The sequence below is a fragment of the Paenibacillus sp. DS2015 genome, assembly GCF_050433705.1.
Lineage (GTDB): Bacteria > Bacillota > Bacilli > Paenibacillales > Paenibacillaceae > Paenibacillus_AQ.
Genome location: NZ_JBNPWS010000043.1, coordinates 17,430 through 41,078, shown reverse-complemented (window position 1 = coordinate 41,078; position 23,649 = coordinate 17,430). Strand labels below are relative to the sequence as shown.

At 43.0% G+C, this 23,649-nt stretch carries 32 protein-coding genes; 2 read left to right on the top strand and 30 right to left on the bottom strand.

Annotated elements, in window-relative coordinates:
• Window positions 1–99: 99 nt before the first annotated feature.
• Together J2T13_RS24250 and J2T13_RS24245 are read right to left on the bottom strand one after the other, a co-directional pair.
• Window positions 100–378 carry a hypothetical protein gene (locus J2T13_RS24250; RefSeq protein ID WP_429375081.1) on the bottom strand — a complete coding sequence of 93 codons (279 nt, stop codon included), beginning with the start codon at window positions 376–378 and terminating at the stop codon, window positions 100–102.
• Entirely contained in the window at window positions 378–584 is a 207-nt protein-coding gene (locus tag J2T13_RS24245; RefSeq protein ID WP_429375080.1) for a hypothetical protein, read from the bottom strand. The genes J2T13_RS24250 and J2T13_RS24245 overlap by 1 nt, the downstream gene beginning before the upstream one ends.
• Before the next feature lie 139 nt (window positions 585–723).
• Here J2T13_RS24245 and J2T13_RS24240 point away from each other — a divergent pair, with 139 nt between their 5' ends.
• On the top strand, window positions 724–927 hold the full coding sequence (locus tag J2T13_RS24240) for a hypothetical protein (protein WP_429375079.1): 204 nt from the start codon (window positions 724–726) through the stop codon (window positions 925–927).
• A 116-nt stretch (window positions 928–1,043) separates the two neighbouring features.
• Complete coding sequence (locus tag J2T13_RS24235; protein ID WP_429375076.1) at window positions 1,044–1,241, top strand: YqaE/Pmp3 family membrane protein; 198 nt, start codon at window positions 1,044–1,046, stop codon at window positions 1,239–1,241.
• A 186-nt stretch (window positions 1,242–1,427) separates the two neighbouring features.
• Here J2T13_RS24235 and J2T13_RS24230 read toward each other — a convergent pair whose 3' ends face one another.
• The 28 genes from J2T13_RS24230 to J2T13_RS24095 form a co-directional block, all read right to left on the bottom strand.
• A complete protein-coding gene (locus J2T13_RS24230; protein WP_429375073.1) occupies window positions 1,428–3,767 on the bottom strand; it encodes a collagen-like triple helix repeat-containing protein in 2,340 nt (779 codons plus the stop codon).
• Between the two features lie 75 nt (window positions 3,768–3,842).
• Window positions 3,843–4,121, bottom strand: a complete 279-nt coding sequence (locus J2T13_RS24225; RefSeq protein ID WP_429375070.1) for a holin — start codon at window positions 4,119–4,121, stop codon at window positions 3,843–3,845.
• A gap of 5 nt (window positions 4,122–4,126) precedes the next feature.
• Window positions 4,127–4,873, bottom strand: a complete 747-nt coding sequence (locus J2T13_RS24220; RefSeq protein WP_429375069.1) for a glycoside hydrolase family 73 protein — start codon at window positions 4,871–4,873, stop codon at window positions 4,127–4,129.
• Between the two features lies 1 nt (window position 4,874).
• The gene (locus tag J2T13_RS24215) at window positions 4,875–5,108 is read right to left on the bottom strand and encodes a hemolysin XhlA family protein (RefSeq protein WP_429375066.1); all 234 of its coding nucleotides are present in this window, start codon (window positions 5,106–5,108) and stop codon (window positions 4,875–4,877) included.
• Between the two features lie 90 nt (window positions 5,109–5,198).
• On the bottom strand, window positions 5,199–5,378 hold the full coding sequence (locus J2T13_RS24210) for a hypothetical protein (RefSeq protein WP_429375064.1): 180 nt from the start codon (window positions 5,376–5,378) through the stop codon (window positions 5,199–5,201).
• 27 nt (window positions 5,379–5,405) lie between these two features.
• Window positions 5,406–5,702, bottom strand: a complete 297-nt coding sequence (locus J2T13_RS24205; protein WP_429375062.1) for a hypothetical protein — start codon at window positions 5,700–5,702, stop codon at window positions 5,406–5,408.
• Window positions 5,703–5,716: 14 nt separating this feature from the next.
• Window positions 5,717–6,715: a hypothetical protein gene (locus J2T13_RS24200; protein ID WP_429375061.1), complete on the bottom strand. Its 999-nt coding sequence runs from the start codon at window positions 6,713–6,715 to the stop codon at window positions 5,717–5,719.
• Window positions 6,715–7,197, bottom strand: a complete 483-nt coding sequence (locus tag J2T13_RS24195) for a hypothetical protein (protein WP_429375059.1) — start codon at window positions 7,195–7,197, stop codon at window positions 6,715–6,717. The genes J2T13_RS24200 and J2T13_RS24195 overlap by 1 nt, the downstream gene beginning before the upstream one ends.
• Entirely contained in the window at window positions 7,197–8,780 is a 1,584-nt protein-coding gene (locus J2T13_RS24190; RefSeq protein ID WP_429375058.1) for a hypothetical protein, read from the bottom strand. Before J2T13_RS24190 ends, J2T13_RS24195 begins: the two co-directional genes overlap by 1 nt.
• A gap of 187 nt (window positions 8,781–8,967) precedes the next feature.
• Window positions 8,968–9,336 carry a DUF6711 family protein gene (locus J2T13_RS24185; RefSeq protein WP_429375057.1) on the bottom strand — a complete coding sequence of 123 codons (369 nt, stop codon included), beginning with the start codon at window positions 9,334–9,336 and terminating at the stop codon, window positions 8,968–8,970.
• Window positions 9,333–12,326 carry a hypothetical protein gene (locus J2T13_RS24180; RefSeq protein ID WP_429375055.1) on the bottom strand — a complete coding sequence of 998 codons (2,994 nt, stop codon included), beginning with the start codon at window positions 12,324–12,326 and terminating at the stop codon, window positions 9,333–9,335. Before J2T13_RS24180 ends, J2T13_RS24185 begins: the two co-directional genes overlap by 4 nt.
• Window positions 12,323–12,709 carry a Gp15 family bacteriophage protein gene (locus J2T13_RS24175; RefSeq protein ID WP_429375086.1) on the bottom strand — a complete coding sequence of 129 codons (387 nt, stop codon included), beginning with the start codon at window positions 12,707–12,709 and terminating at the stop codon, window positions 12,323–12,325. Before J2T13_RS24175 ends, J2T13_RS24180 begins: the two co-directional genes overlap by 4 nt.
• Entirely contained in the window at window positions 12,684–12,986 is a 303-nt protein-coding gene (locus J2T13_RS24170) for a hypothetical protein (RefSeq protein ID WP_429375053.1), read from the bottom strand. Before J2T13_RS24170 ends, J2T13_RS24175 begins: the two co-directional genes overlap by 26 nt.
• A 71-nt stretch (window positions 12,987–13,057) precedes the next feature.
• A complete protein-coding gene (locus J2T13_RS24165; RefSeq protein ID WP_429375051.1) occupies window positions 13,058–13,501 on the bottom strand; it encodes a phage tail tube protein in 444 nt (147 codons plus the stop codon).
• Window positions 13,502–13,511: 10 nt separating this feature from the next.
• Window positions 13,512–13,898, bottom strand: coding sequence for a minor capsid protein (locus J2T13_RS24160; protein ID WP_429375049.1), 387 nt, complete (start codon window positions 13,896–13,898; stop codon window positions 13,512–13,514).
• Complete coding sequence (locus tag J2T13_RS24155) at window positions 13,895–14,275, bottom strand: hypothetical protein (protein WP_429375046.1); 381 nt, start codon at window positions 14,273–14,275, stop codon at window positions 13,895–13,897. Before J2T13_RS24155 ends, J2T13_RS24160 begins: the two co-directional genes overlap by 4 nt.
• Complete coding sequence (locus tag J2T13_RS24150) at window positions 14,276–14,602, bottom strand: hypothetical protein (RefSeq protein WP_429375045.1); 327 nt, start codon at window positions 14,600–14,602, stop codon at window positions 14,276–14,278.
• Between the two features lie 2 nt (window positions 14,603–14,604).
• Complete coding sequence (locus tag J2T13_RS24145; protein WP_429375042.1) at window positions 14,605–14,967, bottom strand: hypothetical protein; 363 nt, start codon at window positions 14,965–14,967, stop codon at window positions 14,605–14,607.
• Between the two features lie 8 nt (window positions 14,968–14,975).
• The gene (locus J2T13_RS24140; protein ID WP_429375039.1) at window positions 14,976–15,284 is read right to left on the bottom strand and encodes a hypothetical protein; all 309 of its coding nucleotides are present in this window, start codon (window positions 15,282–15,284) and stop codon (window positions 14,976–14,978) included.
• Between the two features lie 13 nt (window positions 15,285–15,297).
• Window positions 15,298–16,260, bottom strand: coding sequence for a major capsid protein (locus J2T13_RS24135; protein WP_429375037.1), 963 nt, complete (start codon window positions 16,258–16,260; stop codon window positions 15,298–15,300).
• Window positions 16,261–16,276: 16 nt separating this feature from the next.
• Entirely contained in the window at window positions 16,277–16,858 is a 582-nt protein-coding gene (locus J2T13_RS24130) for a phage scaffolding protein (RefSeq protein WP_429375035.1), read from the bottom strand.
• A 113-nt stretch (window positions 16,859–16,971) separates the two neighbouring features.
• Window positions 16,972–17,175 carry a hypothetical protein gene (locus tag J2T13_RS24125; RefSeq protein ID WP_429375033.1) on the bottom strand — a complete coding sequence of 68 codons (204 nt, stop codon included), beginning with the start codon at window positions 17,173–17,175 and terminating at the stop codon, window positions 16,972–16,974.
• Window positions 17,172–18,758 carry a phage minor capsid protein gene (locus tag J2T13_RS24120; RefSeq protein WP_429375030.1) on the bottom strand — a complete coding sequence of 529 codons (1,587 nt, stop codon included), beginning with the start codon at window positions 18,756–18,758 and terminating at the stop codon, window positions 17,172–17,174. Before J2T13_RS24120 ends, J2T13_RS24125 begins: the two co-directional genes overlap by 4 nt.
• Before the next feature lie 17 nt (window positions 18,759–18,775).
• Window positions 18,776–20,440: a capsid protein gene (locus J2T13_RS24115; protein ID WP_429375029.1), complete on the bottom strand. Its 1,665-nt coding sequence runs from the start codon at window positions 20,438–20,440 to the stop codon at window positions 18,776–18,778.
• A 4-nt stretch (window positions 20,441–20,444) separates the two neighbouring features.
• The gene (terL, locus tag J2T13_RS24110; RefSeq protein WP_429375085.1) at window positions 20,445–21,821 is read right to left on the bottom strand and encodes a phage terminase large subunit; all 1,377 of its coding nucleotides are present in this window, start codon (window positions 21,819–21,821) and stop codon (window positions 20,445–20,447) included.
• Window positions 21,814–22,392 carry a terminase small subunit gene (locus J2T13_RS24105; RefSeq protein ID WP_429375083.1) on the bottom strand — a complete coding sequence of 193 codons (579 nt, stop codon included), beginning with the start codon at window positions 22,390–22,392 and terminating at the stop codon, window positions 21,814–21,816. Before J2T13_RS24105 ends, terL begins: the two co-directional genes overlap by 8 nt.
• Window positions 22,393–22,440: 48 nt before the next feature.
• Window positions 22,441–23,052, bottom strand: a complete 612-nt coding sequence (locus J2T13_RS24100; protein ID WP_429375027.1) for a hypothetical protein — start codon at window positions 23,050–23,052, stop codon at window positions 22,441–22,443.
• A gap of 170 nt (window positions 23,053–23,222) precedes the next feature.
• Entirely contained in the window at window positions 23,223–23,360 is a 138-nt protein-coding gene (locus tag J2T13_RS24095; protein WP_429375025.1) for a hypothetical protein, read from the bottom strand.
• Window positions 23,361–23,649: the final 289 nt, after the last annotated feature.

Genomic DNA, 23,649 nt, shown 5'->3' with positions numbered 1-23,649 from the left:
AATCCATAGATATTAAGATACACACGATTGAATCTGTTCCTTCTATATAATAATAAAAAGAAACCCTACAGATCGAAAGCTGTAGGGTTTCTAATATTACTAGGTCCAATAATTAATGTTCTCCCTTGAAGATGAGGAAGGAACTACAGACTTATTTGGTTCTTTCTCCCATCCCTCAATAATCTGTATAGAATTCATTGAAGCCTTGTCTTCCCAATAGATGTAGCCCAAGCTCCTTAATGTGATCAAACTCTCCCATATACCATTCCTATACCTTCCCGTCAGTCTTTCCAAGTCGCCTATAGTGGGTATTACATTGTGTCGTTTAGAATAGTTATATAGCACCCTTAAAAGCTTACGCTCTGCATCGGCAAGCATTAGACCGCCTCCCGTATCGTTGTTCTTGGAGCTTGCCATGCTAAAATGTTATCGATGCGGAAAGTACGTGGCGATCTAGTCATTAGACATGTAGCCTTAATTAGTCCATTACGGATACTATTTACTTCAATACGACGCTGTGTGATCTTTCCTGATTGATCCATATACACGATCTCAACGATTTTCCCTAAGTATTTCATTGGCATGATATCAGCCCCCTATACGAACGTTTGTTTGTGTTTATTATATGCGAACGAACGTTCCTTATTCAAGTGTATTTATCCACGAATGAAGGATTCAATCATAAAATGGTAGAATATTCTACTATATGAAGGGAGGGCTCAGATGAAATCTAGAGAGGAATTATATAAAGCTGCAGCTAGTAGTCAAAGGGTAATTGTAAAGCTCCATAACGGTGAGGTAATTAACGGGTTTGCAGAAGTATCAACCGATCTTGAACGGGCTAAGATACGTACATCAGAAGGCCCTACGTGGATTCCCTACGCGGATATTGAAGACATAGAACGTATTGCTCAGATGCTACATTAAAAAAAACCGCATAGGTCTTATACCTCTAGTTCTTCTTTTATTTGTTAATAATGTATAGTTATATTTTCCTAGTTCTGATAAACTGAAATCAAATATTCATACAAAGGGGATCGATCATGCGTTATCTTCTCTGTTTCATTCCACCACTTGCAGTCTTATCTTGCGGTAAATTCGGACAGTTTTTTCTAAGTATTATTCTTACAATTTGTCTTTATGTACCAGGGGTTATTCATGCAATATTAGTCGTAAACTCGTATAAAGCAGATCAAAGAAACGAAAAACTAATTCGCGCAATCAATCAACGAAATATATGAAGTACCTAAAAGGAAACCCCACTAACTTCGGTTAGTGGGGTTTCCAAAATTACTAGGTCTATATTCAATTTTAATAACTTAAACTGAAGTGTGGGATGGAGCTAATATGATTTATATTAACAATTGCCGAAGAATAATACTCCACAAACTAAACTACAAGCAAAAGAATTCTATTGAGAAGTAATGCTATAAAGCCATCTTAACAATAAACGATTCTTGATTACCTTTTCTCGCCCCAACAAAGATATCGTTATCAATTATGAATACAGACTCTGGTTCAATTGTTATTGTTTCGTTCTTGTAGTTGACGTAACTGTACTTATAGTCGTCCACCACGGCAAAAGTCAGATCACTCCTCAATTGCACCTTATAGGCATGACAATAAGAATAGCCAGTAGCCAAATACAAGAACCCGTCATAGTGCATCCCTTGAGGTTGGGTACTCGAGTCGATGTAACCTTCGTAAATATCGGTTATCTTCGCCGTTCCGTTGTACTCATCAGTTTGCTTACCGCTTCTGTAGGTTCCCCAACGCGTCATGTCTGTTTTACCAGTTGAAGTATCAGACAGGTCGTTGATTCCCATACCCAAGGTAATCTTGTATATCTTCAGCCCGGCATTGTAGTAAACCGTACGCTCATTTTCCCCGAAGCAAGCAGCTCCGTCACCCTCCAACAGCTTGTTTCCCTCTTTGAAGATAATCTGTACGTTAGCCGCATCAGTTACGTTCAAAGACAGCTTACCATATGGGCTCCGGTACAAGTTCAGTTCAGGCGGATACTCTCCACCATTATAGACAAGAAGCCTTCCATTCCTGTAATCGACCCCGTTGGCATGACCCAGGTAATGTCGGATGATTGCCTTCTCGGCTAATGTGTTCTTATCCAGTACATATATGTTGGCTGGGAAGTTTATATCATGATTAGAAACGCCACCCTGGAACAACCATATCTCATCCTCCACCACACAACCATCCTGATCAACCTTAAAGGAGAAAGTAGTTACCGACTCAGCGTTGCGAGCCCCGTAAGGTAAAACAGTACTTATAGCCTTACCAGGAAGTGCTTGTATAGCATTGGTTATGGCTCTCTTGAAGTAGTTGGCAAACAATATAATGTCCTGAGGTCGAAGTAAGGCATAGGCGCGCACTTCCAATGTCTTTGTATACAGGTTGCACACCAATGCAGACTCATGAGGTACAGCCATATTTGCCTGAGGTATGGTGATCACATCGAAATTCACTCTATCTCCAGTCTTAACGAAGAATCGTAAGTCCGTTCCGAAGTTAACAGTTATATCATTTGTAGTGGCAGATACTGCATATGTTGGTTGGTTTGCTGAATAGAAGAGCATCGGCTTAGCCTTGAACAGGTTATTCACGACATCCCTACCTAAGTAATTCGAAACCAATATATGGTCTATATTGGTCAGGGCGTTTGTCGCCTTAACAAAGAACTGTGTGCTGTCGGTCGTATTGTACACTAAGGAGTAATCACTTGGGATCACATACTCTAATACCCCCAGAGTGACTTGTGTTTTTGTTTCGATATTCTTGTAATAGAAGATCGAACCAGCCAGAAACTTCACCAGCAACTTCGTAGGATCAGTTGCATCACGCGTTAACTGTATGTCTGCGCTCGTAGGTGAAAATCCGTCCTGCATGGCTCCCAACGACGTACCAGACTTGATCCGCGTGAATGATCCGTTGCCATACTTGGCCGCCGTAATAGCCCCATCGGCAATAAGTGTGCTTTGGTAAGTTCCTCCCGCAACCCACGCTGTACCGCTCCAGTAATACCACTTACCATCAGCGGCTACTAAATAGATATCACCATTCCCCGTAGGAAAGGCCGCCTGCAAAGCCGCGAAGGTAGCATAAGCCCCTTTAGGATTCCCACTAGGTATGCCTTGGATACCCTGTATCCCTTGTATACCCTGTGCCCCAGGATCTCCTCTCGTGCCCGCAACTCCTGGAGCACCATTAGTACCTGCCGGGCCTTGAGGTCCTTCAGGTCCCCTATCACCGCGCAACTGCAGGTTGATGATATCTCCTTGAGTTCTCGCATAATCAGTAGCATCAATAGCTCCTTGAATGATAAGTGGTGCACGTTGTAATACAAGCTCAATTAAAGATGTCTCATTGTCGTCTAAATTAACCTCTTTGGTTATGTCGTCCAACACTCTGTACGTAAAGGGAAGTGCGTCTACACGTCCATCCAAATCTATAAACTGTACAGATGCTTTGACGCGTCCAACTACGCTTAGTTCTTCGTTTCCTAATGTAAACGTGACTTCGTTGTCGCCTGTTTTAATCCCTTGAGTTGGTGTAAAAAACGAAACACTATTAACGTTTTGGCTTGTTAAGGTGAATGTCATATCGTCCGGAAGCGACCACGCTCTCCCTGCTTTATGCACGGTAATGACGAATATAACTCTATTGTTTTGTGTTACCATGGGTTCCAAGATTTTCGTAGGTCTTTCTATGTCCACTGTAAATTTAATAGGATTAAACATATCCATTGGCATGCGATCCCTTCTTTCTCATGTGTAATGCAAAACAAAAAAACGGACCGCATTGGACCGCACTTGTGAGTGAAAATATTATTCTTTTGTCGTACCGTCTCGCTTGTTAAACGCTAACTCGAATAACCCTGTAGCACTAAGCCCTGCCAGTCCTCCAGCCCACAATCTAAGATTAAGATCGAGATCTGTAAACGGTACAGCTACAATTCCGATCACTAATCCGATCACTAGACCGATAAGAGGTGTAATGTTTTTCCGTACATTCACTGTTTGCTTAACCAGCTGCACCCCTGCCAACACAAAAACGGCCAACACTGAAGCGAAGGCCAGCACATCAACTAAGTTTTGATTTTTCATATTGCTTATTTCCCCCCTTTATTAAATAAACTTAAGTTATGAAGCATCTGGATCATGTTAAGCTCCATCTTTGATTTATCCGCGGATGTTGTAATAGCTCCTGCCTTTTTAGCCGCCTCAACTGCTTCCAAATAGCCGCTTACATATGTTTCTTTGCCACTAATGTTCAACCGTCTCTCCAGTGCCACTATGCGTTCTTCCTGCAGCTTGACGGTATTTTTCAACTCAACTACCTCTGACACGTCTTCATCCCCCTTCTTATCAGGAACCACTGTAACAGGTGGCACATTCTTCACGTCATACTGATATAAATTATGTGCATCCATAATGGCAATTAGCTTGTCCGCATATTTAGGATCGGTAGCATAACCAGCCGCAGCCACTTCCTTTGCTGCCGTTTTTCCATCCTTGTTCAGGACTTTGGCATAGAGATTACGATTCCAGGACACGCCGCCCAATATCAACTTTGAGTGATCCAAAATAGACTCTCCCCAATTGTTATAAGCCCTAAACGCGGCATCCACTTTGATAGGCTTACCATTTACATATTCGGTCGTTGACATCGTACAACTCCCAGCTGATCCCTTTCCTTTAATGCCGAATAGGTTGTTGGCCTTAGTTGTCAAACCACTGCCACCCCATGCAGACTCTAGAGCAGCTTGTGCGATTGTGAGTGATGCAGGAACACCTGTACTTTTAAAGTCAGCGATGGCATAGGTTGCGATCTTTTTAATAAATTCAGTGTTAGTCAATTTATAATCCCCCCATTTTAATAGCCGTTATTATAGCAGCCATCACAATACCTATTACTGATCCGCTGATGGTACGCCACAACCACTTTTGATCAGCTTCAATCTCGTCTAACCGATGGTGCGCCGATTTAGCCGAACCCAACGCTTCCTGAGCAATATCTTTAGCGTTCAATTGAGCATCTAGCTTAGTCTCTACTCGAGTCAACCGTTGCAGTATTTCTGTAGTTTCATCCATAGATATTCCTCATTTCTATCTGAATACAAATAGCCCACATAGTTATGAGGGCAAAATAAAAACACCTCCATGGGTGCTGTAAGTCTGTTGCTATTCTGTTGCTTCAAAATCCATAGTTGGTACTCTTATCAAAATTTCCTCCTTGATTGATTTCGTTATTTCCTCCGTTTGGTTATAGTATCCTACAATGGAGTCCATTGCGCGCTCTCCGTTTTCGTAGCGAGTTATACAAGCGTTAGCGATAATCCGCACTTTATATCCCTGCAACATTCCATCACCCCTTTAGGTTCTGTGTATTTAAACAACAAACATTTCCGCCAAAGCCATTTCAATATCAGCAAGTCGCCTGCGCAAGTTGTCAGCCTCTTCTTCAGGCGATTTCTTGATAAACTCAGAAGCGCGATTTACTAGGGTATCTGGTAAGATATCGCCAACAGCAAATACTTTGTCAGTTATAAATATACCTGCTACTGTTGTATCAACACCTGCTATTGAAGATGTTGCACCCTCCAAAGTAGTCTCGCCAACCACCCTAATATCATCAACAACAATAATTATTGACCTATTTGTAATCCAATACACGTATCCATTCATTTTATATATACCTCCTAAACATATATTTTACCTGAAGGCGTGTTGAATACTGTACCGCCTGTTTCTACCTGAAATGTAGTTGCTGCTCCAATACTAATATTGCCTCTAACAGTTAATATTGCTCCCGATAATACGGATATACCTACGGCGTTTCCAGATCCCGAGTTACCTGAGGAAATAGATAATAGAACGCTACCAACTAGCCTTATACAAGTAGGCTTACCAGTAAAAGTTGAGTTGAGTACGGATAAAACGCCAGCCGTCTCAAACGATATTCCATAAGAGGAATTAGTGGTGAATGTACAACCCAATACGGACATAAACCTACATCCACCGTCCCCCCTAGAAGTTATACTGCCCGTAAAATTTAGATTATAAAAATACATAGAAGACATGCTGCACGCATCAACATACACATCACTGGTAATGATTACCAACCCAGAACCGTGCGGCTGTAGAGTTATGCCCCTAGCCCCATCAAAATTGCTTATGGTTATCGCTTCTGGGTAAGTTCCTGCTTTGATGTTGATTATTAAAGTAGTTACTAGATGCTTCTTTGCTGAATTCAAAGCCTTTTGAATAGTCTTGAAGGGGTATGCAAGTTGCCCAGTTCCTGTAGTATCCGATCCTAACGTACTTACATACATATCGCCTCCTATATAATTACCTGTATCCACAGGAGGTGTGTAGGTAGCTATATTATCTGCGGTAATCATCGTAGCAGATCCAACTTTGGGCGTGCCTGTGAATACGGGGTTGGCCAATGGAGCCTTAAGATTTAGCGCGTTGTTGGCAAGTACAAGATCGTCTCTTGCCTTTGTTGCTGCCGCATCCGCATTTTCTATACCTAACTCCATATTATTCATAACCGCAGCAGATACAAAAGTACCAAGCTCAGTTATTGTGCCAGGATCAGGCGTTAGCGTTACAACGTTTGCCCCTTCTAGGGTTTTGGTGAACCTACGTGGAAACTGTACAAGCCTATCAATCCAAGTTGTCTTTTGGTATGCCATTATATCAACCCTTCCTCGCCAGAATAGAATGTACCGCTTTTCTTGAAATTGTCTACCTGTGCCATCAAAGTGTCGTATAACAATTGTAGCGTTAACTCTAGCTCGTTTGCCCTGTTAAAATCAAACGTTTGAAGCCTTGCTGTGTTGATTGTTATTGTTGGAACCGTTGAGGAACCAAAGATTATCCCCTCCTCTCCAGCATAGAAAGTTCCAGCAATAAATCCTGTGGACTCTACAACACGCAAGGCTTCTGGTACAAGAGAGAGTAGGTACTTCAGATTTCTTCTTACATTGTTTATAGCTGTTACTGTAGGGAAATCGCTTTTTTGGTAATCGCTTTTCACAGGACTAACCAACGCAGGGGTGTATCCTTGCTGAAGAAGGAACTGACGTATAAACTCTACGTTGTTGTTAACTCTGTTTATATCCTCTACGTTGTAGTAACTACCTCTATTGAATACTACAGTTTTAATCCAAGGCATTACCCCGTCACCTCAATCCTACCCTGTAAATTAGGGGCAAAGGTGATCTCTTGTCTTTCTACAACACCGCTGCTGAACTTACTAAATATTGTTTCTACATCAACAACATCTCCTGCTTGTATGGAGGGGTTATCCCAATAATCAAAGGATTGCTTTATCCTTTTCTGGTAGTAGTCTAGCAAATTCTGAGCAACCAACTCAGCCTTACCCACCATAAGTTTATTGTCTCCAAGAGTGGCTACTTGCGGAATCTCCCCAGCAGAGAGAACCCCCGCACTCAACGTAACCGATCTTGTGAATTCGGTGTATACGTTACCTGTTACTGTAATGGTCAAGGAACCGCTACCTGTTATAACAACCTTTGCTGATACGGCAGATATTTTAGGCGATCCTACGATAACCCCAGCACCTGTAACCACAACAGAAACGTTCTTCGCAGCCCCTCCAAAGTCTATAACAGTTTCTTGAGTGCCTACAAGAACCATAGTTGACTTGTTAATCTCGGTTGCTGTAGCTCCTAGCGCGTAGGTGTAATCATTAGCTTGTACTGCGGTTATAAGCGTTTTCTGCTCTATGGTTGGATTACCTAACATAGTGTCAAAGCTTATCTCCTCAACACCCTGAGAATAGTCGATTCGCCCGACAACTATGGTCTCGTTTCTATCCATCTTAGATACGCAACGAGCCGACATAAGTACATCCATCAGTGCCTCTCTATGGCTCTTTACTGGTATATACCCATTTACTACCTCGGACGCCACTGACGGCAATATAGACAGTTTAAATTTGCCGGCATCAGTTAAAATATGTTTCAATACGTTTATTATCGGCTCATTAACCCAGAAAGGCGATGCTGAATAAGTAGTCTTATCAAGCAGCCCTATAACGTCTGTCGCCTCTAATGAAGCTGTTAGCCCGGTTGAGTTCTTCCAGTCAGACAAGTAGTACGCACCCATAGACACAAATTCATAGGAACCGTCCTCAAGCAATAAACCACTTCTAGCCTTGATCTTTTGTCTCTTCTGTAGATAAGCGTATATCCCACCAGGGTTCAACATGTTGAATCGTTGATTCTGGTTCAGGACTGTAAACGACAGAGTATTTATACTGAGTACGCTGGCAGAAGGATCAACCTCTTCCACTACTCTAGCCGATATTATACTGTCATTATCAAATATCTCCTCAAGCCCAAAAACCATAGACATTAGCCTAACATAGCGATACGGGCGTTTTGTTTTCAGAAACCTTATAGTTATCTTGTTATAGTTCTCAACCGGCTTGTTAATACTAACCTCTTGAGAATTATTAGCTACAACCAGTATCTGAGACATAACAGCAGAACTTCGGTACCAGGTAACCTCAAAATCAGAGGAGTATTCTTCTGTACCAAAAAATAGGCTTATACCCAAACTGCTATGCATGTCATCAAACAGAACAGTTAAAGTAGGCTCAGTAACAAAGCTTCTATCGGATGCAGACATTGTTTGCGACCACCAACCAAGGTTGTCTGTAGAATTAACATCATCGGGCGTTAGATAGAAGCTACCATCCAATCTAAACAAGTCTGGCTCAAGCGTTCCCATATTAAAATCGGGGTCCGTTATATCCTCAAGAACTGAGGCAATAGGGGTAAATGGTTGTGCGGTATTTACGGTGAGGGCTGCATCAGCCCCCGCAGTTACGTCTACAACCCCAAACACAATTCTTGCATCTGACGATCTTGTTCCTTGTCTTACTGCTCTGCTATACGCTTCTGATACCGGAACCATATCATACCTCCACAAACGAGCATTTCAGGGTTTTCCACCAGCCAGAAGCCCCTCTTGAAAAGTTTAATAATTTAGCTGATATTGGAGATATGTAAAATACCCCACTCTCTATTTTGCCTGTTGGCGCAGGAAAAGAAACGTTGAAATCTACTCGGGTTAACCCTTTTAGGAAGTTGAACATAATGTAGAACTCTTCAGGCGTTCCAAATTCCCACTCCATTTGTATAGCCCACTTATCAGGCAAAGTCTCTCTAACAAGCTTACCATTACCATTACGCTCAGCAGACTTTTGTTGGGGTTGTACCGTTACCTCATATGAGGTGAACGCAGGGATTTTCTTTGTCTCCCCTCCATTAGTTACCTTCATCATACAGACACACCCCCAACAGTTATCATACTCTTACCAACTCTACCGCCCTCTGATGCTAGGTTGTTCTTGATTACTCTTGTAAGCTTATCCCCGTCAATAGATAAAGAGGTTTCTTGAGTCTCTATAGCATTAAGTATCATTAGCAATACTTCTACCATAGCGTTATTACTGGCCCCTAACATACCTTGTAACTTGGATAATGGTGTTATGACCTCTGGATCGACTTGGGCATTCTTGTTATCCCCTACCATTGCTAACGTAGGCGCTGTAGCAAGTCCTCCCTTTGCCAACCTTGGTATGGTTGGAACGTTAACCCCAAAAGACTTACCGCCTAAATCTCCTGGAACCCAATCAGGTATGTCTATACTCACCTTGTTTAGCTGCTTGATCATCCAGTTGAAAGAGTCGATTATGACGTTTATCGATCCCTTGAACAAGCTTTCCATAGCTGTACCCATCTTACCAACAAAGTCCTTTATCCCACCCCAAGCTTTTTCCCAAGCAGTTGTAAAGGTATTTTTTATATAGGTAATTATGTTATCAAATATCTTCACTATACCTTCTTTTATTGTGCTTAAACCGTTCTTGAGATTATCAAAGGCTTTTCTATTATTTTCCCAGCCCTTTTCCCAAGCAGAAGTGAATGTACTCTTTACATAAGTTATTATGTTGCCGAATATCTCAACTATGTCGTCTTTTATGTTACCCAATATATCCTTGAGTCTATCAAAAGTTTTTCTGGCGTCTTCCCAACCCTTATCCCAAGCTGTTTTGAATAGTCCTCCTATATACGTAATTATAGTACCAAGTGTCTTAATTAAGCCCACTACTATAGCTACAATAGCGTCCCATATACCAGACAAGAATGTCTTGATTCCATCCCAAGCCTTATTCCAGTCTCCTGTGAATACGCCTACCAAGAAGTCAATAATACCGCCCAAAGATTTTAGTACGCCCTTAACAATATCAATTATTACCCCCAACCAGATACCCAGTATGTCAACAACATAGTTGAATACATTCACAAAGGTTGGTCCAAACTTATCTATCAGCCAGCCTATCATAGGCAAGATAAATTTGTTGTATATATCAAGAGCGCCTGTTACTAGCTTACCAACAAAGTTTGTAAACTCAGTTATAAGACCTTTGAGGTGATTATCCCAAAGTTTTCTCATCTGTTCTATCAAGTTATCCCAGATAGGCTTGAGTATTGTATCCCAAAGCTTACCCCACAGTTTACCTATGTTGTCTAAGAATTCAACTACCTTGTCTACAATACTTTTACCCCACTTGTCCCAGAAGCCCTTTATTATATCTAACACATCAACAATCATGTCAGATACAAACATCAACCCAGGCTCAACGCCCTCTGTCCAAAGCTTGTCGAATATGCCCTTGGCTACCTCAAACAATTTGTCCCATATCCTCAACATACCAGTACCAAAGTCCGTCATAAGAGGTAACCCCTTGGTAACAAACCACTCTAGTATCGGGAACACCGCTGCCCATATACCGCCGAATACCTTCTCCGCAGAATCAATAAGACCAGCCCAAATTGTGGCTATGGTTATGATGTATTTCTGCATATACGGCACAAGATCACCAGACAACCAAGATTTAAGGGGTGCCCACAAAGTCATTAGGTCAGTACCTACGCTCTTCAAAGTCTCCCAAAAACGTTGTATAGGAGGTACGATAAGATCCAAAGCTTGTTTGAGAGTTGGTCCAAAAGCGCTTTGTAGATACTTGCCTACAGATGTAGCCATATCCTTGACTTTTGTAAGGAACTCCATAACAGGAGCGAATTTAGACATATCAGGAGCTTCAATTTTAGGGACTCCCAAATCCAAGTCTCCAAAGTTTCCTAAGTCTCCCATACCTCCTAATCCGCCAAGACCCGCGCCAGCACCTCCAGCAGAACCCGCAGCATCTGCAGCATCAGCCAAGGAGTCAGCCGCATCCTTACCAATTACATTCAGCATATCGAAGGATGATAGAGAACCTTTGACATCCTTTGCCGCCTTTTTAGTGTCCTTACCTGCTTTCTTAGCTGCTTTGCCTACGTCAGCAACAGAACCCCCAGCATCTGAAGCTCCTGTACCCATATCAGTTAACGCTGCTCCTGTACTGGATGATGGCGCTTGTGCTCCAAATATTAACTCTGTAAAGGCTTTGAAATAAGCAGCAGCAATTTGAAGTTTCTTTATCAGGAAGTTAATGCCGCGCACTATTGGAGTTAGTATGTTGATAAATCCAGCCCCCATAGTACCCTTGAATATAGACCATTGCTCTCCCATCAACTTAACTTGGTTAGCCCAAGAATTGGAGGTTCTTGCAAAGTCGCCTTGAGCATCACCCGTAACAGACAAGAGATAGTTGTATCGCAACATCGTTTGGCCAGCTTGATCCATCTTCTGGTAGCTTGTAGTAATACCTTGGGCTAATGCGTAAGCTTCCATATTTGCTACAGACATATTGATACCTAGTTGTTTCAGTGGTTCTGTTTCGCCAGATATACCAGCTCTGATTTTCTCAAAAGCAAAGTCGTTACTAAGGTTGTAGAAGGACGCCATATCCGCAGACAGCTCTGTGAGCTTTTTGGACATCCCCTCCATAGCAACTCCCGAGATACCAGACGATTTCATCATAGCCCCTATGGTTGAGGAATACTTCTTAGCAGACAACTCCGACAAACCAAAAGCATCCAAAGTTGTTTGACTCCAGTTGTTGATATCATTAGCCATATAACCAAAGGTTACGTCAACAACGTTTTGTACTTCTTGCAGATCTGATGCTAGGTTTATGGCTGATTTTCCAAACCCAACCATAGCGCTAACAGCAAAAGCAGCAGCAATAATACCCCCTAATTTCTTAAAGGAGTTTCCAACCATACCTGTAGCTTTTCCGGATATGTCGTTGAGTTGACCGCTAAATTGTTTATAGTTCAGCCCGAGATCTAAGTCGATCTGACCTACGCTACCAACACTCACGATTTACCACCCCCAAACATGCTTTCAAGCATCCTTTCAAGCTCTGCCATATCCCTCTCAATAATCTCTGGGGATAGAAGCTTCTTGTCTGCTATGCGTTTCTTCCAATCGGAATGTATTTTCTTTTGTTCTGAATTAAAGCTCTTTATGGTCTTTGAGTCCTTCTCTGATCTTATGCCTACGATTACCCCTAAAGGCGTTTCTGACATTAAACCGCCAATCAGAGTACAAAATTCAGACCAAGACATACTATTAGCTTGTTGTCTAATTCGTATGCCATATTGAGTTGCAATGGAAGCTTCTATTAAGTCCCAATCCTCGCGGATATCATAGAAGCTTTCCCCTGTACTTGTATTATCAGATCCGTTGAAATCGGGCGCCAGCTTCCTCCAGGGTGACTCCTTGCATTGATGCCATAATGGCGGTAATCAACAGTTTGAAGTTTGATACAGACAACTTTTTAATGTTCAATTCCTTTACAGCAGCCTTTCCGATCGCGTATTCCATAGCGCTAACTAGGGATTCCATGGAACCATTCCCAGCTAACTCCTCGAATTTCATAACCGTTTCCATCGAATTATTAACCTCATAAACCTTTTCTCCCAGCTGAATGGAAGACTTATCCGCTGAAAACTTATCAGTAATATTAATAATAGCCATTTCTCATTTCCCCTTATAATCATATTTTAAAAATAATAGAGGGCTAATAGCCCTCTTAAATGCTAACTACGTTAAGGTGCTGCAGTGAATTTTGGAAGACCGTCTGATAATAGTTCGAACTCCAGACCATCTATGTTTGTAGAGTCACCACCTGCAGGAGTTGTTAGGCTGATTACACAATCCATAGTCAACCTAGCCCCAGAAGGTAATTCCCACTCAAATACCGTCTCGACGTCTTGCCCCGTAGCCAACAGAGTCCCAGCAATATAATCATTACCCGCATCTCCGTAGTTACGTTTACCGCTAAAGCTAACGCTTAATTTCTTACCCGTTACTGCTTGACGTGCCCAACCCGCAAGATCCATCGGTGTCCACTCTTCAACATTACTATCTACTGCCAAACTAAACGTTTCCAAGTCCTTGATAGTAACCATAGTTCCTACGGAAGCCCCGCGCCCTGCTGTGTTAACTTTGAACTTGTTATTGTGTACGGGAAATACTCCTGTTTCTGGCATTTAAACCACCTTACCTCTCGTAAATAATAGTCATTTCAATTACATATTCATAAATGCCCTCATCATCTGTTCCTACACTGATAGGTTCGGAAGTACGCATTTGAAACGAAATCACGCGCTTGCCAGCAATCTCCCCTGAATGACCAAATAGCGTAGCGTAGACCTCTTGGGCCTTACGCTCCGCTGTATCAGCATTTTTACTCCAGTGGATTAAGATTGAGACAGTTTTCGAAGCATAACTGGTGTTATCCAGACCGCCAATAGCAATCATTGGTGTGGCACCCGTTATGTTATAAAGGCCTATACATTGTGGCTTGCTACCCTCTATCTTTCCGATATACCACTGAGGGCAATCCACCTGTGTCTTTAACCAGTCGCGGATCTCAGCAAGTGTCACTTGATCACACCCCTATTTATCCGCCGATACAATTCACAGAATGTTTTCTTAGCAAAGTTCTTCTTCTCGCCAGATATCCATGCTTCAAGCCATTTACCTTTGGCGTTGCTGTTCTTGTCCATTCGGAAGTTATACTCAGGGTGCCAGTATAGTCGCCTTCCATAGGGTGTATCAAAAACCAGTTTAACAAGTCCTCTTTTGGAAAGGGAATCATCCAGGTGACTACTGCGTTCTAACTCACCTGTTTGCTTAGGGACAACTTCCGAAGTTATAATGTCCGTCTTCACTGCATCAGCGGTCATAGTTAGAGCTTGGATCTGCGAGGATGACAGCTTGTTAAGTGCTGATTTATTCATTGTGGTTTTGACTTTCACCATCTACATCAACTCCAATTCCGTACTAAACACACTCCCATTAGGATTACGTGGTCTAGCTGCCCTGAAAATGGATCGTGTTATCTCTCCAAACTTAACAAAGCCTTCGATCAGCTTATCTGGGTTAATGTCACCCTCGATAATAAGCTTTCCTGAAAGTGTAACCAGGCGGCGATCCTTATCCAGCGTCTGCCTGATCTTTTCGTCAAAACAACAAAGCCCATCGAAGATTAATTCCTCAACAGGCTCACCGTTTTCTGACATTTCAATTTGAAATACTTTTACTGGAGTAACCAATATCCATTTAGGAAACGGTAGTTTGCCACGCATCATCATAACCTCCTACTCGTTAATCCTGTAGCCGTCAGGAGGTTCGAAACACTTTCAGATGTTTGTATACCTCCTGCACCTTGGACAGCCTTAAACGATAACGAGATACTTCCAGCGCTATAACCAGCAAGTGGCATTGTTAAATAGTCTCCATACTGGTACATAAAGTCTGCTTGCCGACATACTGCCTTGATTACGTTGGTACGCTGAAAAGGCGTGAGGTTATCAACCCACCGCGCCATGATCCTGTTATAGGTTAGTGAATCAATCTGATCAGATGCTCGGGAGAGGGCCCTTTCCAAGTCAACCCACGGAATTAGCCCATCTCCATACTGGTCGTAATCGTCTATCGTTGCATAGGGCATAGGATCACCTACTTTTGCTCTACAGCGTCGATATCCGCTGTCAGCATTTCCGCATCCTTCTCAGTGGCGTCCTCAATACCAAGTTCCATAGCTTTCTTGCGTAGTGCCTTGATCTGCTTCTCTGCTTCTTTCTTTGCTGCTTCAGTAGCTTTAGCTTCCCCTGTTGCCTTCACTACGTTTTTTTCCTCGATCTCATACCCGTGATCCCTAAACCACTCGATCACGTTTGGATCGTCAGACTCTCCAATCCCATTAACAAAAGAAACACCGGCTGATAGTCCGATGTACTGTTTATTCGGTGCATATACTTTTGGCATACCCTATTCCTCCTTATGACACTTTAATTTTCCGCATAACTCCAGCAGACTTCGTTGCTTTAAGTGCCACAGCAGCCACCATTTCCACTTCGCCAGTCTTAACAGCACCAGCTGTAGTGTAATCAGGCAACCACGTTTTAACTGGTGGTTGCCCAGCCATTGATACCCCATGGAAACCATCCAAACCTAAGCGCACAGCATACAGAGACGTAAGGCCAGCATTTGCTTCTGTACCAATAGATACAACCGGATTATTTGTGCCTGATTTAGCCCCGAGATCAACCAATGGAATACTGTTATAAAATTCCACCTGACCACCGAAGTCATTACGTGCGGTAGTGTAGCTCCCAGCACGACGAGCACAAGCGCGAATCTTAGCAATCAGCTTGAGGTTACCCATTATTGCAGACGGTCCACCGTCAAGACCCATCAGAAACTCATCCAATTCGTCCAGAAACACCTTATAGTTTGTATCTATTGCAGCGGAAGTTGAAAGATCAATAGCACTACCTGGAATGTACTCGGTACTAGAACCTGCTAACGCCTTTTCTAGTCCATCAAATGACTTTGCATCTACCGCTGAGTCACCATTGATAACAGTATCGTTAAATAACGCCTGTGCTGCCTTTACCTTTTGTTGTAATTGAAGCGTGGTTTCTCCGATAATACCGCCCATGCCTGCAATGATACGGTCGATTTGGAATGTTCCACCAAACACTTTCAAGTCAACGTTGTAACGTTGTTTTGTGACTTCTTGTGGGGTGTACTCTGTATTCACTTCCCGAAATGCAGCCGTTGGCTGTGTAATCAGTCGTGTGTAACCATACGTGAGTGTAGCACCGCCACCTGTTGGGGATACAGCATCATCAAATGTAAGATTTTCCAAGAGAAAGTTATTCTTTTGGAACTCGTCGATAACCCCCATTTGTAAAGCGTCTTGTACGTTTTTCTTTGCTTCTGCTAATGTTACTGCCATGTTTAATCATCCCTTCTTATTTTGTATTGAAGTGAGCTGATACTGCGTCCATCAATGATGCTGGCTTGCCCTCCACCGGAACTTGTTTGCCATCGGTCCCAATACGGAATCCGGGAACAGAGGTTGGGTTAGGAGCTGCTTCCTCAGATTTGAATAAAAATGCCTTGCTCTCTTGAATAACTTTTAACTGATCCTCTAACCCAACAACCTTATCGCCATCGATTACAAGCTTGTTCTTGTCTAATAGCCCGGCTACCATGCCCTCATCGTGTACCTTGCCGTTCAGTGCTGTCTTAATGGCGTTAGTAAGGGTAAGCTCCTTAAGGTCAGCCGTGTACTTATCTGCGGCTGTCTTATTCTCACCTTGAAGCTTCTCGATTTCCTTCTTCAACTCTTCACTTGCCCCTGCTGTTGTCTTGAGAGTTTCAAGCTGTTTCTCACTTTCCTTCACAGTACCTTTAAGAGTCTTATTTTCCTCTGTCACCTCTTCAAAACGATGCTTAGGTATATAAGTCTTAAGTTCCTCCTGTGAAGCGTCTGCGGCTTTTGTTGCTTGTTCCTCGGTAAATCCTAATGCTATAAACTGTTCTTTTGTCATCTTCTATTCCCCCATCTTCGCTTAGGTATCCCGGTCTCGTCCGGTGATGGCCGCCTAGTTTTAAGCCATACGACAGGGCATAAGAAAAGCACCCCCGATTATTCGAGAGTGCTTTAGTCTTCTAATACTTCACAGCTTACAATGTCGGGAATCGGGATGCCGATATAATAACCCTCCCCCACTTGTATCCCTATCGAATCATAATCTAAGTCTTCCATGATTCCAACCTCATAAGAGATGATAGGTCCGACAAAAATGTCTCCGTCTTTATCTACTACCTTCACCTTTTCCCCGATTAAATCGTGATAATCAATCATTTATTTTCCCTCCCCTTCTTCTTACTTGGGTAATCTGGAACGATGTGAACTTCATTTTTTCCATAGTGGATTCTGAATACCGTCGTATCCGCTTCTGCTCCGGTTAAGTTATTCACAGCTTTTCCAATAATAGTATCATTTGTAAGAATAGTTTCTTTGTTATCCCAAACACCGTTTTTATTCAGTTTAATTCCACCTGTACCTGCGTACTGCTTAACCATCTGTGCAACTTCATCCTGACTAATCGTAAGATACGATGGGCCAAACTCCCCTTTTTTATTCAAATCCTTCTGCTTTTGCTTATATTCATGTGTCCCTATAGCATGCTTATTATGCTGTCCTACATCGATATTCTTCGGTTGTTGATCAGATCGGATGTGCTTTCTTATACCCTCTATCTTGGCAGTATTTGCAAGTTTTTTCAATACCTCTTTACGCTGAGTACCGGAAATCCCACCTTGTACCTTCTCCCGACTTTGATCCCGTCGAAGCTGTAGATTATCAGTCATATGTCCCTTGATCTTATCTTCCCACTGTTTGACCTTAGCAGTAGCAGCCACTTGATTGGCCGGATCGATACTGCCAGCCTCGCGCCGTTTATATTTCCGCACCTGGCGTTCCATATAACGCTGCTGTTGCTCTGCCTTATAGTTCTCCGATGCTGTCCCGTTATCAACTGGTGCAGGTAATGAGCTGATACCAGGGAAAAAGGTACTCATATTGTGCCGGCAGTTGGGGTGAAACAACCCCGCAGACATTGCTCCACTAAGGAGAGGATATTTACCGTCTCCTGCTTTTCCACCACTGTATACATCATCAATGTATACTTTGCCTTGCCAGGGCAAACAGAGATCCGAAGAGTTGCTATGTGCCGAAACGACAACTGTTTTAACACCCCATTCTCCCCGCCTAGCACCCTCACCCATAAATACTGCGCGTTGAGAGGTGGTACGTAAAGCCATCTCCGCGTAGGAAGCAATGTTAACCCGCCTACCGTCCGCGTATGTGATACAGTTAATACCTTTACTAATGAAATCCATTTTTGCCCTGTCTATAGCTTGACCTAAAGATGATGCGCCCGCATTGTGATATACCTGTGTTTTAAAGATCGTCTGCCGATACACGTCTTCTGTTTGACGCAACATGGCAAACATACCTTTATCCAGGTCTTGTTTAGTCGCTGTGATTAGTGAATTCAAACGCTTCTCGTTAATTCGAAAAAAGCTATCATCCGTGCCATCAACAGCCGTTATTGGTACGGTTAATCGGCTTGACGCAAATAACGACTTCAACCGTTCCCATAATCTTCTGATTGTACCGTCAACACCAGATGCACCGTGTAAAAATGATTCCTTAATCATCTGCTCGGATGCGGTATCAATAGCACCACCATACTTTTGCAACAGCTTCCGGTTCTCTTTCCGGTATTGCTTCAGCCCGGCAAGCTTTCGGCTCTGCCATTGTTCCCACTCAAAGCCTTCTTCTTTTTCCCAAGCTTCGTGACGGGACAAATTACGCTTCATACTGGCTATCAAGTCTATCTCCATCTGTGCAAAGATTTGGGCGATATCATACGGTTTCATTCTAAAATTCACCGCCTCTAAATTACCTTAGCATCTTCTAGAATGCTCTTAGCTTGATCTGTTGTCATTCCAAATGATGATGTGATTAAAGCTATTGCAGCGGAAGTAGAGATTTCCCCAGACTTAACAGATCGGACAACAGTTAATAGACTTGTAACCTGTGCCCCATTTAGCCCAGCTTGTCTTACACCCTCTAGATTCGTGTCACTGTCATCTGGTGGTACATCCTGGTTAATACCTTGTAGATCTGCATCCATTAGACCTTGTTCTTCCTTAAGCCTTGCTACTTCCTCTGCTTTCTGTTCATCGGTCCAGGTATCACCATATAGTTCCACTACAGACTGCTCGATGGACATAATGCCGAATGCCTTGGCCTTACCTACCGTATCAACCACGCTGTCAAAGGACGGACTGGCATACTCACCAAATTTAACGGACGCTTCATACTCACCCGCATTACGGTTATTAAGTGTGTCATAGACCTTCAATGCTATTGCTACAACCTCGGGTACAATCTCATTCAAACGGTCAATGATCTTACCGCGAGTGTACAATGTAGCCTTCTCTTTCTCTCGCTGAGCTTCTGCATTGTCTAGCTTCTTCAGGTCAATGCCTAATGTGGCCGGACTGACGATACCCTGCAAGCACATGTCTAAGGCGCTAGAGTAAGTATTCACGAATGCCTCATACAGAATAGCAGGCTGTACCATATCGATCTGTCCTTTTGCATCTTCAGCCATGACGCTACCGATCCTAATGAACTGGTTATCGAAGGGGTTAGGCTTTAAAAAAGCGCCTGTCTCTGGATTCTTCGGAATCAGGTCTTCCGGTATATACTTCTGCACTCTGCCGGCTCTTACTGCATCTACCCATTGGCTGATAACCTCATCCAGCGCGTCAAAGCTATCTGCTTTACTATCGTAGATGCTCTTACCTCGTCCAGCCCACTTCTGACTCTTAAAGAACATCAGCGGAACAGCCATGATGAAATCACCTGTGTAGGTAACGTCTACTAATTGAGCTGTCTCAGGAACGGTAGCCAATGACACTTCCTTACCGTCTGAATTAAGAAGTCTATACTTGATATAACCGCGTCCAAACGTCTCCTCTAAGCGATAATCCTTATCCTTGACGGTGTAATCAGTAAAGAACAATACTTCCTGCAGCCTGTTACGCGTTCGCTTGTATTCCACTTGATCTCCACTATAGAACTCAATGATCGGGTATTCCGTCACATCTGTGTCCACTGTGACCTTGAATGATCCATCACCTGTCAGCAACGCCTCGGTTATACTATCACCCAACAACTCATCAAAGGCATTATCCTGGCTAATCTCTTCCCATAGATCCGTCTGTGCTTCGGTCTGTAGCTCAATTCCGTCCATGTCCGATATAACAATGTCAGATAGGCGCTCTACGATCATGGCGGGTAGTCCGCTATGGATCTTCCTGATCGCTAAGTCAGCAGAAGGGACAGCAGCCCAAAAGCGCGACTTCGACACTGAGTCATTGGCAGTTTGCTTGTAAAATTGATCTAGCTCTGACGGATCCCCACGATACCACAGTCTATTACGCAGCACGTTTGTTCTGTAGCTTAGTGGCTCCGTAATCGTAATGATTCTATTCTCTGGAGCCGGGTTAATTCTCAGCATCTTCATAACCATATTCTTGATCCACCCCACTCTCTTAACCTCCTAACATATACATCGTTTCTGCTACCCCTGTTGTTGCGTCTGGTGCATCGTCATGAGCGTTCTTACCTTCACGTTGATAGCTTGTCATAGCCTTATAGTATTCAGGCCATCGATCACGCCAGTTAGTTGGGTAATAGATGTGATTCATGATCCAAGTTGCATTGGAATTAATTCTGGCCACTTTATTTTTAGACTGGTGGAACCAACTCACGTCCGTGTGATTACTGTTAAGGTCACTCTCTAGGATCCGCTTAACATTCCTTGCGAATGCCCTACCTCCGCTGTTAGACTCAATTCTTTCCTTGTTCGCCTTAAAATCAAAAAGAGCCTTAGCGACTGCCGGCTCTGTGATCTCCATCGGTTCCCTGGTATAAATGATATCCAATACATATGCTTCTTTCTGATACACGCCCCAGATGATATTGCATAAGTAGTCAGACCCTTGATCTGCTGTATCGCAATAGGCATATATTCCAATAAAGTCTTTTGGCAAATCGGCATACGTCTTAAAGGAGCTGTACAGCTTACCTTTGATATCGATTGGAATCTGCTGATAGTTGGCGGAAGCGATATCCTCACCCATGGCCCGAACCTTCATGTCGTAACTCTCACGAGATAGGATGGCAGGGCATAGCATTGTGCCATCATCCTGCAAGGCTTTCATGGTCAGTAGCCTAACGCTCTTCTTTTCCTCTGCGAAGTGTTCTAAGGCTCTACCTGCTAAATCGCCAGAAGCCCATCGGGTCATGATGATGATGATCTTGCCACCTTCCTCAAGACGGGAAAGCATGGTATTCGTGAACCAGTCCCAGTGCTTCTCTAACACATCAGCGTTATTTGCTTCAAGAGCCGACTTGATCAAGTCATCAATCATTAAGATGGATGCACCAAAGCCTGTAGCAGTACCCGTAGGTGAGGTGGCTAGATAGCTGCTATACCCACCCTCCAAGCTCCACAGATTCATAGCCCCGTCTCCGCGCTTGATGCGTACCTCTGGGAAGATGTCACTGTATACAATGATGTTATCATCTGCCTTCTCTGTGCAAATACCATTACGGACTGCTTTAGAGAATGTAGTTGATAGAGTCTCATTGTAGGATCCAGTCATAACCTTCTCCTGTTGATTCTTGCCGAACACCCATTGTGCGAACATAGAAGCTGTACGACTCTTGCCATGACGTGGTGGAAGGTTGACGATTAGAATGTCATCATCAGACTCATAGAACTCCTGCATCTCGTCGCACAGATCAATTAGATATTGACGATTCTCTTTGTAGAAGTTTGGAGCCATAGCCTGACAAAAAGAAAAGAACTCACGGTTAGCAAGTTCGATTCGGGCATGTCGTTTAATTAATTCGATGTCAACCATCACGGATCAGCTTCCTGAGCTCTTCGGTGGATAGGTCCTTGAGTGGGTTATTCACCTCAACAGTGCCACTATGCTGCACCTTATCAACAAACATGCCTAAGTGACGTCCGATCTTCTCCAATGCCGACACCTTATCATGAAGCTTTAGGGATATGCCTTCCTTAGTCTGTTTAATCTCTGAAACAGCATCCATCTTCAAGCGATCAATAACTTCTGTATCAAATACCTCCACTAACTGGACCCAATCCGTGATTGGAACTCTTTCACCATCGTCTGTCTCCTTATATGCCACAACACGCTGAGATGTATTAACACTTAGGTAATCGGAGATATTAGAGAATCCAATCTTAGCCAGCTCTTGCAGCACTCGATCCTGTGTGATCTCTGTACGCTTCTCCCGTTGGCCCATCGCCTTTTGAATAGCTTCCTGAACCTTAACATTACTTAACAACCTACTTGCCTGTTGTTCTGCTGTTTTAATGCTATACCTTGCCCTGATCGCTGCCTGTGTGGCATTGAGGTCAATCAGGTATTCCTGTACAAATGTTTTCTGCTTGGCTGTCAACGCCATCACAATCAGCTCCTTTAGTAAAAATAGAAAAAGCACCGGTTAGGGTGCTTAAAAATTCATTTGGCTTACAATTAGCTCCGCTTCTTGTTGAAGTTCGTCGACTGTCTTTTGACCGTCAGAATAATCACGGTATACGCCATCCCCTGTATGTAGATGAACTAACCAACCCTCCATCATCGCTAGGTATGTATTGTTGAGGTGATTCAGCCCGCTGTTCTGCCCGACATAACCATTACCTGCCTGGAAGGATTCAAATCGCACAGCATATCCTTCGCGATTATTTCCCCGTGGGATTAAGTGAACATCTCCGTTATAATCAACAACTAAAAAATTGTGGGTTTCGTCGTTCCCTTTACGTAAAACAGTTGCAACCTCGTCTTTTGTAAAGTAACTTTTTATCGGTTTGGCTGTTCTATGCTGGCGGATATGTAAATACGGATCTGCCAGAGATCTGGCACCTATATTATCGATTCGTGTATCTCCGACTTCGACAATAGGTCGGTCTTTTCTCCACTTTTCTGCTTGGGAATAATCGTTAAATACTTTATCGGTTGCCTCGATTAGGAAAGGCCCCCTTCCTAACTCTCTGAACGTGTCATCTTTCTGCAAACGATGTGTAGGTAATATCAATTCTGTTACCTCTATAGTGAACTTAACCAAAAAAACTCCTCCTTCAGATACAAATGATTTCCAAGCCATTATACTATAGCTGGAAACATATTACTGAGGTTTAATTTTTTTAGAAAGCAATCAATGCGAATGGCAGGATTTGAACCTGCGACTGCTTGCTCCCAAAACAATCACCTCCCTCACATGCCCTATTTCGACATTTAGGAAGTATTCACCTCTTTAACACACTTCTGCCAACCACAATACTGCTTAGTCCCTGTCCATTCGCCCCATTCGCACCTCTTGCATTTAACTGGCTGTTTATACACCGGTGGATCCTTAACCCTCTTTAACTTCATCACTATTCCTCCTAAAATATTAATTTATAAAATAGAAAAAGCCGCCCCATAAGGAACGACTTGATCTGAATATGTACGTTATTTGATGAAACAATTACGATAATCGATAATTTTGTTGCACATCTAAAGAATAGCGTCCGTAACGTCCGCAGCAAAAACGCTCTGCTCTTTGCTTTAAAGCATACGTACTTAGCTACTATAGAGGAAGGACAAGACCATTTTAACAAGCTGCTGAAATCGGAGTCAAACGATCTATGATGGAATTTATGGATAGAATCAAACAATTACT